Source organism: Comamonas sp. w2-DMI, from assembly GCF_040187735.1.
Classification (GTDB): domain Bacteria; phylum Pseudomonadota; class Gammaproteobacteria; order Burkholderiales; family Burkholderiaceae_C; genus Comamonas; species Comamonas terrae.
On record NZ_JBANEL010000026.1, the window covers coordinates 13,433 to 26,016 of the forward strand.

Consider the following 12,584-nt stretch of genomic DNA (forward strand, 5'->3'; position numbering starts at 1 on the left):
TTATTTGCCCTTGGAATGGCCCATGGCCACCACCAGGGCGGTGACGAAGTAGAAGGCCTGCAATTCCAGCGCCCAGCCGCCGGAGCTCTGCAGCATCAGCACCTGCCTGGTATGCACCAGCGCGAAGGCCACGACCATGTTGATGGCGATCACCAGCGCGGCCGGCACCACCCACAGCCCGACCAGCAGCAGCAGCGGCGCCACCACTTCGCCGATATAGACGCCATAGGCCAGCCAGCCGGGCGCGCCCAGGGCCTCCACCATGCGTTCTATGCCGCCGATGCCGTGGCGGATCTTGGCCCAGCCGTGGAACAGCGTCAGCACGGCCAGCGTCACGCGCAGCAGCACCATGGCTGCCTGGGGATGATGAAAATGGCTCCAGAACTTCATGAATTTCCTTGTGGTTGTCTGCCTTCGAAACCGGGAAGAATGCCTGGCAACAATGCCAGCGCCGAATGATGGCACAGCCCGGTGGCGGTCGGCCGGGGGCATGGCGCAGGCGCAGGAAAAGCTCCTTGCCGCCGGCGCCGGGTAATGCAAACGCGCACGGGCTTGTGGGCCATTTTTGATACTTCGCAAGGCGCCCTGTAGGCGAAACCCTCAAGTTGGTTGAAGAGCGGCCATGAACGCACGGGGGCGCACTAGGATCGTGCCAATCCTGTCTTTCGCGGGCTGTTGCCATGAGGGATGAACAGCGGCCGGACAACGCGGGGTGCAGGACCACCAACAAATGTGCTCACACATTCATCCCAAGAAAGGATATTGGTATGCGTCAAATCTCCATGCGTTCCGTGGCCATGGCTGTCGCCGTGGCTGCCGGCGCCCTGTCCATGGCTGCCTGCACCACCACCAAGCCCGAGACCACCTCGGCACCGCGCGCCGATTCCACGACCATCAACACGCGCGCCAACGCCGCGCTGGAGCGCCTGTACCAGACGGCTCCCGGCTCCAAGGAAATGGTGCAGCGCGCCAAGGGCGTGCTGATCTTCCCGTCGGTGATCGGCGGCAGCTTCGTCGTGGGCGTCGAGCATGGCCGCGGCGTGTTGCGCGTCAACGGTCGCAACCACAGCTACTACAGCACCACGGGCGCTTCCATCGGCTGGCAGGCCGGCGGCCAGTCCAAGGCTGTGATCTATGTGTTCAACACCCAGGAAGCCCTGGACAAGTTCGTCAACAGCAACGGCTGGTCCGTGGGAGCCGATGCCACGGTGGCGGCCGGCAAGATCGGCGCCAACGGCACCATCGACACCACCACGGCCCAGGCGCCTGTGACCAGCTATGTGCTGACCAATGCGGGCCTGGAAGCCGGTGTCTCGCTGCAGGGCTCCAAGATCACCAAGATTGTCGAGTGACCGATTGCCGGGGAGGGCGCAATGCTCTCCCGGTACGTCAAAAAAAACCGGCCGAGGCCGGTTTTTTCATGGGCGGACAGCGGGGTGCCCGCCAGGGCGGCGCGTCTACTGCCCGCGCTGGCCTTCGGTCAGCGTATCGAGCTGGAAGCGCCCCGACTGGTCCCACAGCCAGGTGTCGGTATAGGTCACCTTGCCCAGGCGCACGGGCGCCGGAAAAGGCGCCGCGGCGCGGACCGTGCGTTCGATCTCGGCCACCACCTCCGGCGCATGGCTGGGCGCGCGCAGCCAGTGCAGGCGCTGGATGCGGCCGCTGGCGTCGAGCTGCACCTGCAGCACACCCACGGCATACAGCATGGGCGGCAGCGTGCCCTTGTAGATGCGCTGGCCGTTGAGGTCGTAGATTCTGCGTGCGGCATCCTGGCGGTAGGCCTGGGCCGTGGTCGCATTCGAGGCGCCGGGCGCCGGGCCCGTTCCGATGTCGGGCGCGGTCTTGCAGGCCGTGACCAGCGAGGCGATGGTTGCCACCAGGCCGGCCCACAGCCAGGGGCTGCGCGGCTTGCCGGGCAGGGGGGAGCTGCCCGAAGGCATTTCAGGGGTCTCAGACATGGCGCCAAGCGTATCCCGAAATCCGGTACGGCCGCCAGAGCCTGTGCAAATCAATGTGGCGCCGCTGGAAAAATCCGCAACAGATTGCCCGGGGCGGCCTGGCCAGCCCGGTGGTTGCCCGCGCAGATGCCGCCGGCTATCCGGGCTTTGTTAGCGCGCCCATATGCGAATCCATCTACCGGTATCCCCAAAATGGGAGAACATGGGCGAAATGGTGCGGGCTTGCGGAAGTCGTCCCGAGAGCGCCCCTGCAACGAGCGGATTGAACAGACATGTGGAGCGAGACATACAGGCAGGTGCTGGACCGGCTGCGGCAGGAGCCGCTGTGCTGGGTGCAGATCGATCAGACGCAGGGCTCGGCTCCGCGCGAGGCAGGTGCGTGGATGGCGGTTTTTGCCGAACAGGTGTTCGGCACCATCGGCGGCGGCCACCTGGAATGGCAGGCCATTGACCAGGCCAGGCAGTTGCTGGCGCGGTGGCGCACGGAAGGCGGCCAGGCCGAAGAGGTCACGCACCGCTATGCCCTGGGCCCGAGCCTGGGCCAATGCTGCGGCGGTGCCGTCGGCTTGCGCTTTGCATTTTTCGAACAGGGCCGGCAGGAGCAGCTGCGTCCCTTGCTGCCCATTCCGGATGCCTGCGTGGCACTGTTCGGCGCCGGCCATGTCGGCTATGCGCTGGTGCGCATTCTTTCCAGCCTGCCTTACCGCGTCATCTGGGTGGACAGCCGCGATGCCATCTTTCCCGAGCAGGAGCAGATCGGCGTGCAGTGCGAATATTCCGACCCCGTGCAGGGCGCGGTGCAGGATCTGCCGCCGCAGTCCCAGGTGCTGATCATGAGCTTCAGCCATGCCGAGGACCTGGAGATCGTGGCCCAGTGCCTGCGGCGCCAGCGCCTGCAAGGCGATCTGCCCTATATCGGCCTGATCGGCAGCAAGACCAAGTGGGCGACCTTCAGGCGCCGCCTGCGCGAGCGCGGCTTCAGCGACGAGGAACTGGCGCATGTCACCTGTCCCATAGGCGTGCCGGGCATCGACGGCAAGGAGCCCGAGGTGATTGCAGTGGCCGTGGCGGCCCAGCTGCTGCAGAACCGGGGCAGCCGGGCCATGGCGTAAACTCCTGCAGTGCGCTTGCCGCGGGTGCGACGGCATGGTCCCGCGTTCAGGCCAGGCCATGCAAGGCCGGCGGCTTCTAACCCATTTGCGTGTCATGAAAGCCATCGCGCGGCCAAAAGTTCATCGATATAAGGGAAATCTCTAGGGTGGGATATCCCGAAACTGGATGATCTGGATCAGAAAAGTGCATACACTTTCTGTCCACAAACTGGTCGCAGCGGTGCCCCGTGATCTTTCACTCCCGGGAGCGCGGCCTTTTACCTTCTGCTCAGAGCGCCCGCAGTGGTGAGCAGGTTGTCGGCAGCCCCACGCTGCCAAGGTTGAGAGCTATGGAAAGCTACATTCTCGACTGGGCTAACCTGCTGTTGCGGTGGCTCCACGTCATTACGGCCATTGCCTGGGTCGGTTCTTCGTTCTACTTCGTGTTCCTGGACAGCAGCTTGACGCCGCCTGTCGATGACGACCTCAAGAAGCAGGGCGTCAACGGCGAGCTGTGGGCGGTGCACGGCGGTGGCTTCTACCATCCCGTCAAGTTCAACGTCTCCCCTCCCAAGATGCCGGACCACCTGCACTGGTTCTACTGGGAAAGCTACACGACCTGGCTGTCGGGCTTCGCGCTGCTGACGGTTTCCTATCTTTGGAATGCCAACATCTACCTGGTCAACCCCGGCGATCCGAACGGCATGAGCTCGGCTGCCGCCATTGCCTCGGCGCTGTCCTTCCTGGTGGTGTTCTGGCTGCTGTACGACTTCATCTGCCGCACCTTCGGCCAGAGGAAGAACGGCGACGCCATCGTCGGCGCCATGGTTCTGGTGCTGGTGTGCATTGCGGCCTTCCTGGCCTGCCACATCTTCCCCGGCCAGGCCGCCTTCCTGCTGATGGGCGCGATGATCGCCACCTCGATGAGCGCCAACGTGTTCTTCTGGATCATCCCCGGCCAGCGCAAGGTGGTTGCCGCCCTGAAAGCCGGCCAGCCCGTCGACCCCATCCATGGCAAGCGCGGCAAGCAGCGCAGCGTGCACAACACCTACTTCACGCTGCCCGTGCTGTTCGCCATGCTGTCCAACCACTATGGCTGGCTGTATAGCCACCAGCTGAACTGGCTGGTGCTGATCCTGATGATGTTTGCCGGCGCGGCCATCCGCCAGTTCTTCGTGATGCGCCACGGCTACAAGCTGGGCCGCAACAGCCATCCCTGGCCCTATGCCCTGGTCGGCGTGCTGGTTCTGATCGGCGTGTTCTCCTGGCTGAAGCCCGCTCCGGCGGCTCCCGCGGCTGCACCGGCGCCCGCTGCTGCCCCCGCACCCGCCGCAGCACCTGCTGCCGCAGCGGAAGGCACGCCAGCTCCGGCAGCCGCCGAGCAGCCCGCTGCCGCGCCTGCCGCCGCAGCCGGTGGCAGCATCGGATATGCCCAGGTGGGTCCGTTCTTCCAGCAGCACTGCGTGGTGTGCCACGGCGCTGCCATCCAGCAAAAGGGCGTGCGCCTGGACTCGGCCGAAGGCGTGAAGTCCCACGCCCAGCAGATCTACCAGCAGGTGGTCCAGCTGCGCAAGATGCCTTTCGGCAACCCCGGTTCGCTGACCGAGGACGAGCGCAACATGATCAAACAGTGGTACGAATCGGGCGCTTCGGTGAACTGATGCGCTGCTGATACAGCCAAGCCCCAAAGCCGCTTCTTCAGGAAGCGGCTTTTTTGTTCCTGTATCGCACCGAGCCGGCAAGGCCTTGCTCACAGGGCGAGGGATATGCCGGTTGTTGACCTGGCTCAATGCGGTGGTGGCTGGCGGACGGCAAAGTGGCGGCCATGTTCACTCTGCCATCCATGTCGCAACTGACCGCCATGTTCGGGCAACCCGCGGTGTTTGCTCCAGGCTCGTGGCTCAGGCGGCGCCACGCACCGATGGAACATGTGCTGTATCTCGAGAGCGGCTGCGTGCTGCTGGGCGTGGCGCAGCAGGAGCAGATGCGCCACCAGCTGGGACGCGTGGAAGGGCCGCTCTGGCTGGATGCCGCATTCGCCATGCAGCAGCACCTGCCTTGCATGGACATGCAGGCCCAGAGCCATGTGCGTGTGCACTCCATTCCCGTGGCAGCATTCCGGCAGGCACTGGCCGAACTGCAGTCGCCGGTGCAGATGCTGCTGCAGGACCTGGCGCGCGCCTATTGCACGCAGGCGGAGCTGGCGGTCAGCCGCCTGGCGCAGGACGCCGAGGCGCGGTGCGCCCAATGGCTGCTGCACCATGCGGTGCCGCACGAAAAGGGCAGCCTGCGCGTGACGCTCCATGCCCGCAAGCAGTCGATAGCCGCCCAGCTGGGCATGGCTCCCGAAACCCTGTCGCGCATCCTGCGCCAGCTGCGCGAGCGCGGCTTGATCGGCGGGCGTGGCAACGTGATCGATCTGCCCGAGCCGGGTGCTTTGCGTACGCTGGCGCTGGGCTCTTTCTGACACGCGCCGCGCAGGCAGCGCCGCCGGCGCCATGGCTGGCCGAGAGGATGGCTCAGGGGTTCCTCCCGTTGGATAACGGTTGCCATCTTCCTATATTGGGAGCTCATGTCCGAGCGCCCTCCGCATCCTTCGTCAGAGCCGCCCTGGGTGGTTCCGGAGCAGCCCCTTGCGGCTGCAGGGGAGAGGCTTTCTCCGCGCAAGCCGGGTGGCAGGCCTCGCGGGCCCGGGCCCATTGTGCGCAGCATGCTGCTGATGGCGGCCCTCACGGCCATCGTGCTGAGCATCGGCCTGGTCTGGTGGAGCGTGCATTCCACGCGGCAGTCGGTGGTGGAGCATGCCTTGCCGCTGCAGACCCAGGCCCTCGAGCAGATGGGCCGCACGCTGGCATTTAGGCTGGAGCAGCAGCAAAAGCCCTTACAGGCCCTGGCCAGTGCGCTGGCGCCGCATGTTGCAGAGCCGCGCGCAGTGCTGCAGTCTATGCTGCAGCAACAGGTTTCCATGGGGCGGCTGTTCGAGCGCCTGCAGCTGGCCGATGCGCAGGGGCAGTTGCTTGTCAGCCTGCAGGGCGGGCAGGCCCAGGCGCTGGACGGCCTGACCGGGCCGGAGCGCGATGTGCTGCGCCGTGGCCTGGAGGATGGCAAGCCCTTGACCAAGGTCTGGATGCACCCGGATGGTGCAGATGCCATGCTGGACATGCTGCATGTGGTGCCTTTGCGCGATGAGCAGGGCAGGCTGGTCGGCGTGCTGGGCGGCAGCCTGCAGATGCCGGCCCAGGCTTTTCTGCCCGCGGCCGCCGGCACGGACAACGACGAAAAGGCCGGCCTGCTGGTGCTGGGCGCGGATGGCAAGATCATTGCCGGGAACGAGCGCGGACACTGGCAGCTGGCCGGCAGCTCCGAAACGCCCTGGATGCGCGATGCCATCGATGCGGACTGGATCAAATCGGTGCAGGTGGGGGCGGTCGGCGAGCAGCGCGGCCAGCAGCTGTGGAGTGCCGTGGCCTTGCCCTGGACGCAGTGGATTCTGCTCAAGGTTTCCGATGTGCAGGCCTTGGCACCCGGGCTTACGCAGCGCGAGCAATGGACCGTGGTTGCCGTCGCAGTGGCCGCGGCTGTGGCCCTGGCACTGGTCCTGGCCCTGATTGCCTATCCCTTGACCGAGCTCTATCGCCGCTCGCAGCGAGCCCTGCAGAGCCAGCTTGTGGACGAAGTGGATGGCAGTGTCCGGGGTTCCCTGTGGTGGCGGCGCCTGTCCGAGCATGACTGGGGCGAGGCACAGGCCTTGCGCAATGCATTGCAGGCCCTGGGGCGGAGCCGGGAAGTGCAGCAGGAAAGACAACAGGAGATGCAGCTGCAGCTGCAGACACTGATGGACTATGCACCCGTCGGGCTGGTGGTGACCCAGGCCAGCCGCATCCAGCGCGTCGGCATGCAGGCGGCCCGCATCCTCGGCTATACGCCGCGCGAGCTGCAGGGCATGCCGGTCCACCGGCTCTGTTCCTCTTCCCATGTCTATGAGCAGCTGGTGCAGCGCATACGGCGCGACCTGGACATCTATGGCCAGTTCGACAGCGAAACCTGCCTGCAGCGCAAGGATGGCAACGTCGTGTGGGTACGCATCCACGGGCAGAGCCTGCAGCGCATGCGCCGCGGCTGGGAGGTGCCCAAGCGCGAGGCCCGGGAAGACTTTCTGGTCTGGGAGGTGGAGGATGTCACCACGCAGCGACTGGTGCGCGAACAGTCGGGCTGGAAGGCCATGCATGATCCGCTGACCAAGCTGCCCAACCGTGCCGCCTTTGCCATGCGGCTGCAGGAGTGGCTGCGCGAATGCGCCGAGGCCACTGCGGCGGCCGGCATGGATGCGGGCGAGCCGGCCGAGGAAACCACGCATGGCGTCATCCTCTATCTGGATCTCGACCATTTCTCCCAAGTCAACCAGCAGGGCGGCCGACAGGCGGGCGACGAGGTGCTGGGCCATATTGCCCGGCTGATAGAAGCCTCGGTACGTCCGCAAGGCTGGGTTGCGCGGGTCGGGGGAGACGAATTCGCCGTGCTGCTGCCTGGCGCCACCCAGCAGGAGGGCATGCGCACGGCGCAACTGCTGTGCATGGCCGTGCAGGACTGGGAAGGGGCATGGAACCTGATGGGCGTGAGCATCGGCCTGCTGGTGATCGATGCCCGCCGGTACACGGTGGCCGCAGCGCTCAAGGCGGCCGACATGGCCTGCTACGCGGCCAAGCGCAAGGGGCGCAACCGGGTGGAGGTCATGACGCAGGCAGCCTAGCCAGGGTGCAGGCCATGGGCCACAACCCGCCACTGTTCATATCCGATGTTTTGCCTTGAATAAACCGTTTCCGTGCTGACGGCCGGCGGCGAGTAGGTTACGCTCGCGCCTGATTTTTACGCGTCAGAACTTCATACAAGAGACAACGCTGCGGCCGCGGGGCCCTGCGCCCATGCCTATGCGTGATCAGACCCTTTTCGACAAGATAGACCTGCACCTCATCCGCGTGCTGCATACCGTGCTCACGGAACGCAGCGTTTCTCGCGCCGCCCTGCGCCTGGGCATGCACCAGCCCGCGGTATCGGCCGCCCTGCGGCGGCTGCGCGAGCTGGCCGGGGACCCGCTGCTGGTGCGTTCGGGCGCGCAGATGCAGCCCACGGAAGTGGGACAGCGCATGATGCAGCCGGCTGCCGACATCCTCCGTGCTGCCGAGGGCCTCTTCAGCGATGCGCGCCATTTCGATCCGCGCACCTCGACACGGACCTTCCGCATCGCCGCCAGCGACTATCTGGATCCGCAGTTCCTGCCGCGCCTGGTGGCTGCCATCAAGCTGGAGGCTCCCAACTGTCCCGTGGACATACTGCCGCTGAGTGCGGAGTCCCATTACGAAGGCCAGCTGGCCCAGGGAGAGGTGGACGTGGTGATCGGCAACTGGCCGCAGCCGCCCCAGGGCCTGCACATGGCACGGCTGTTCGAGGACGAGGTGGTGTGCCTGGTCAGCCCCAAGCATCCGGCGGTGCGCCGTGGCTGGGACGTGCAGCAATGGCTGGAGGCCGAGCATATTGCGCCCACACCGGCCTATCCGGGCGCACGCGGCGTGATCGACGAGCAGCTGGCCGGCATGGGGCTGCAGCGCCAGGTCACGGCGCGTTGCGCGCATTTCAGCCTGATTCCCGACATGGTGGCATCAAGCTTGCTTGTGCTGACCTCGGGGCGATTGTTCTGCGAACGCTTTTGCGAGCGCCTGCCTCTGGTCATCCTGCCTTCTCCTGTGGAGTTTCCGCCACTGGTCTATTACCAGTTGTGGCACGCTCGTTCGCATGCGGGTGCTGCCACGCGGTGGTTGCGGGAAGTGGTACGGAATGTGGCTTTAATGCTTCGAAATCAATAGTTTGCACACACGATGGATGTAAGCTCCCGGACCTGGATGTGTCAATTGGTTGTTTAAATTGAGAGACAATCCAGCGATGAATCCCCCCCACACCCCTTCCTCGCCGATGGAGACGCCTGCGCGTCTGCAATTGGCAGGTATTACCAAGCGATACCCGGCGGTGGTTGCCAATAATGGGGTATCGCTGAATGTTCGCCCCGGAGAGGTGCATGCCATTCTGGGCGAGAACGGCGCTGGCAAGTCCACGCTGATGAAGATCATCTATGGTGCCGTCAAGCCCGACGAAGGCAGCATCTTCGTCGACGGCAAGCCTGTACAGATCCGCAATCCCCAGGAGGCGCGCCAGCTGGGCATTGCCATGGTGTTCCAGCATTTCAGCCTGTTCGATACGCTGACCGTGGCCGAGAACGTCTGGCTGGGCCTGGACAAAAGCATGGCACTGGCCCAGGTGGTCGAGCGCATCGCCGCCACGGCACGCGACTACGGCCTCGAAGTGGATCCGCACCGCCCGGTGCACACGCTGTCCGTGGGCGAGATGCAGCGCGTGGAGATCATCCGTGCGCTGCTGACCAATCCGCGCGTGCTGATCCTGGATGAGCCCACCTCGGTGCTGACTCCGCAGGCCGTGGAAAAACTGTTCGTCGTGCTGCGCCGGCTGGCCTCCGAAGGCTGCTCCATCCTCTATATCAGCCACAAGCTGCATGAAATCCGTTCGCTGTGCACGGCCTGCACGGTGCTGCGCGGCGGCGTGGTGACGGGCGAATGCAATCCCGCGCAGGAAACCAATGCCTCCCTGTCGCGCATGATGATCGGCTCCGAGCCGCCGCAGCTCGAACACCGCAGCGCCAGGGTCGGCGAGGCCGTACTGCGCGTGCAGGACCTGAGCCTCAGGAGCCAGGATCCGTTCGGCGTCGACCTGCAGCACATCGCGCTGCAGGTGCGGGCCGGCGAAGTGGTCGGCATTGCCGGCGTTTCGGGCAACGGCCAGAAGGAACTCATGTACGCGCTGTCGGGCGAGGACACGCGCGCGGACGCCGAGATGATCCAGGTGCTTGGCAAGGGCGTGGGCCGCATGGGACCGGCGCGCCGCCGTGGCCTGGGCCTGCACTTCGTGCCCGAGGAACGGCTGGGGCGCGGTGCCGTGCCCGGCATGGGGCTGGCGCACAACCTGCTGCTGACACGCAAGACGGCGCTGGGCAAGGGGGGGGTGGATGCGCATGGGCCAACTGCAGGCCCAGGCGCGCGACATCATCGCCCGCTTCAATGTGCGGGCCGGGGGACCGAATGCCGCGGCACAGTCGCTGTCGGGCGGCAATCTGCAGAAGTTCATCGTGGGCCGCGAGATCGATGCCAGGCCGCGCTTGCTGATCATTTCCCAGCCGACCTGGGGGGTGGACGTGGGGGCTGCCGCGCAGATACGCGGCGAAATACTGCAGCTGCGCGATGCCGGCTGCGCCGTGCTGGTCGTGAGCGAGGAGCTGGACGAATTGTTTGAAATCTGTGACCGCCTGCATGTGGTGGCCAAGGGGCGGCTGTCGCCTTCCGTCGCGCGTGCCGACGCCACGGTGCAGCAGATCGGCGAGTGGATGAGCGGTCTGTGGGATGGGACAGGCGCCTCGGCGCAGGGAGCTGCACATGCTTAAGCTCGAACAGCGTCCCCAGGCCTCGAAGTTCTGGACCTATGGCTCGCCGGTGCTGGCGCTGCTGATCACGGTGCTGATCGGCGTGGGCCTGTTCGTCATCCTGGGCAAGGACCCGGTGCGCGGCCTGCAAGCCTTCTTCTGGGAGCCGGTCAAGTCCGGCTATGCGCTGGGCGAACTGGCCGTCAAGGCCACGCCGCTGCTGCTGATCGCCCTGGGGCTGGCCGTGTGCTTCCGCTCCAATGTCTGGAACATCGGCGCCGAGGGCCAGTTCGTCATCGGCGCGGTGGCGGCTGCCGGCATGGCGCTGCTGGCCGACAAGAGCACGGGTCCCTGGATCGTGCCGGCCATCCTGGTCGCCGGCGTGCTGGGCGGCATGGCGTGGGCGGGCATCGTGGCATTGCTGCGCGACCGCTTCAACGCCAATGAAATCCTGGTCAGCCTGATGCTGGTCTATGTGGGCACGCTGGTGCTCGGCTATCTGGTCTACGGCCCCTGGAAGGACCCCATGGGCTACAACTTCCCGCAGACCAAGACCTTCGAGCGCGTCACCCAGATTCCGCGCCTGGTGCAGGGCATGCGCATGAACATCGGCGTCGTCATCGCGCTGCTGGGCTCGGGCCTGCTGTGGGCCTTTCTGTTCCGTACGCGCGCCGGCTTTGCGCTGCAGGTCGGCGGGCTGGCGCCGGCAGCCGCGCGCTATGCGGGCTTTTCCTCGCGTAAGGCGCTGTGGACGGCGCTGCTGATTTCGGGCGCCACCGCGGGCCTCGCGGGCGCGCTGGAAGTGGCCGGCCCGCTGGGCCAGCTCACGCCCTATGTGCCGGCTGGCTATGGCTTTGCGGCCATCATCGTGGCCTTCGTGGGGCGCCTGCACCCCGTGGGCATGATTTTTTCCTCCATTCTCATGAGCATGTTCTATATCGGCGGCGAGCTGGCGCAGTCGCGCCTGGGCCTGCCCAAGGCACTGACCGGCGTGTTCCAGGGGCTGCTGCTGTTCACGCTGCTGGCCTGCGACACGCTGGTGGCCTACCGCATCCGCTGGATGGCACAGAAAGCCGGCCCGGCCGTGGCTGCAGCGAAGGGAGTCCGCTGATGGAATCCTATGCACTGCTTCTGGGCGCCACGCTCAGCGCCGGCACCGTGCTGGCGCTGGCGGCGCTGGGCCTGCTGATCAACGAGAAGGCGGGCATCGTCAACCTGGGCGCCGAAGGCATGATGCTGTGCGCCGCCATTGCGGGCTTTGCCGCCGTGGTGCATACGGGCAGCACCTGGCTGGGCTTTGCCGCCGGCATGGGCGCGGGCGCGCTGCTGGCCGCCATCTTCGGGTTGCTGGTGATCTGGCTCAATACCAACCAGTACGCCACGGGCTTGGCCCTGTCGCTGTTCGGCGCCGGCTTCTCGGCCTTTCTGGGCCTGGGCTATGTGCAGGCCAAGCTGCCCGAGCTGCCCAAATACGCCGTTCCCGGCCTGGCCGACTTGCCCGTCGTGGGTCCGGCGCTGTTCACGCTGCATCCGTTGGTGTACGGGGCCGTGGTGCTGGCCATTGCCATGGTGTGGTTTCTGTACCGCACGCGCGCGGGCCTGGTGCTGCGCGCCGTGGGCGAATCGCCGTCCTCGGCCCATGCCCTGGGCTACCCGGTGCGCCGCATCCGCCTGATGGCCGTGGTGTTCGGCGGCGCCATGTGCGGCCTCGCCGGTGCCTATATCTCCACCGTCTATACCCCGCTGTGGGTGGAGGGCATGGTTTCGGGCCGCGGCTGGATCGCGCTGGCGCTGACGACCTTTGCCACCTGGCGGCCCGCGCGCGTGCTGCTGGGCGCATACCTGTTCGGCGGCGTGACCATGCTGCAGTTCCACCTGCAGGCCACGGGGCTGCAGGTGCCCAGCCAGGTGCTGTCCATGCTGCCGTATCTGGCCACCATCGTGGTGCTGGTGCTGATTTCCCGCAATCCGACCTGGATACGCGCCAACATGCCTGCCTCGCTGGGCAAACCCTTCTACCCGGGCTCCTGAGCCTGGATCGACTTCACCCTT

General features: G+C 66.0%; 10 protein-coding genes and 1 pseudogene. 9 read left to right on the forward strand and 2 right to left on the reverse strand.

Annotated elements, in window-relative coordinates; genetic code table 11:
* Positions 1-390, reverse strand: coding sequence for a DoxX family protein (locus tag V8Z74_RS21450; RefSeq protein WP_066476989.1), 390 nt, complete (start codon positions 388-390; stop codon positions 1-3).
* A gap of 377 nt (positions 391-767) precedes the next feature.
* On the opposite strand from V8Z74_RS21450, the gene V8Z74_RS21455 reads away from it, so the two are divergent.
* Positions 768-1,352 (forward strand): BPSL1445 family SYLF domain-containing lipoprotein, encoded by a 585-nt coding sequence (locus V8Z74_RS21455; protein WP_066476987.1) that lies wholly within the window; start codon positions 768-770, stop codon positions 1,350-1,352.
* A 105-nt stretch (positions 1,353-1,457) separates the two neighbouring features.
* Here the strand turns inward: V8Z74_RS21455 and V8Z74_RS21460 are convergent, their stop codons facing one another.
* Complete coding sequence (locus tag V8Z74_RS21460) at positions 1,458-1,958, reverse strand: hypothetical protein (protein ID WP_066476978.1); 501 nt, start codon at positions 1,956-1,958, stop codon at positions 1,458-1,460.
* Between the two features lie 272 nt (positions 1,959-2,230).
* Between V8Z74_RS21460 and xdhC the strand changes: the two genes are divergently transcribed.
* The 8 genes and pseudogenes from xdhC to V8Z74_RS21500 all read left to right on the forward strand — a co-directional run bounded on the left by xdhC (position 2,231) and on the right by V8Z74_RS21500 (position 12,563).
* A complete protein-coding gene (xdhC, locus tag V8Z74_RS21465) occupies positions 2,231-3,070 on the forward strand; it encodes a xanthine dehydrogenase accessory protein XdhC (protein WP_066476974.1) in 840 nt (279 codons plus the stop codon).
* 329 nt (positions 3,071-3,399) lie between these two features.
* On the forward strand, positions 3,400-4,710 hold the full coding sequence (locus tag V8Z74_RS21470) for a urate hydroxylase PuuD (RefSeq protein WP_066476972.1): 1,311 nt from the start codon (positions 3,400-3,402) through the stop codon (positions 4,708-4,710).
* A 164-nt stretch (positions 4,711-4,874) separates the two neighbouring features.
* Positions 4,875-5,516: a Crp/Fnr family transcriptional regulator gene (locus V8Z74_RS21475; protein ID WP_349711087.1), complete on the forward strand. Its 642-nt coding sequence runs from the start codon at positions 4,875-4,877 to the stop codon at positions 5,514-5,516.
* A gap of 252 nt (positions 5,517-5,768) precedes the next feature.
* Entirely contained in the window at positions 5,769-7,799 is a 2,031-nt protein-coding gene (locus tag V8Z74_RS21480) for a sensor domain-containing diguanylate cyclase (protein WP_349711088.1), read from the forward strand.
* A 178-nt stretch (positions 7,800-7,977) separates the two neighbouring features.
* Entirely contained in the window at positions 7,978-8,910 is a 933-nt protein-coding gene (locus V8Z74_RS21485; protein WP_066476970.1) for a LysR family transcriptional regulator, read from the forward strand.
* 76 nt (positions 8,911-8,986) lie between these two features.
* Positions 8,987-10,553, forward strand: a pseudogene (locus V8Z74_RS21490) (ABC transporter ATP-binding protein).
* A complete protein-coding gene (locus V8Z74_RS21495; RefSeq protein ID WP_349711089.1) occupies positions 10,546-11,643 on the forward strand; it encodes an ABC transporter permease in 1,098 nt (365 codons plus the stop codon). The pseudogene V8Z74_RS21490 and the gene V8Z74_RS21495 overlap by 8 nt, the downstream one beginning before the upstream one ends.
* Positions 11,643-12,563 (forward strand): ABC transporter permease, encoded by a 921-nt coding sequence (locus V8Z74_RS21500; protein WP_349711090.1) that lies wholly within the window; start codon positions 11,643-11,645, stop codon positions 12,561-12,563. The genes V8Z74_RS21495 and V8Z74_RS21500 overlap by 1 nt, the downstream gene beginning before the upstream one ends.
* The last annotated feature ends 21 nt before the right edge of the window (positions 12,564-12,584 follow it).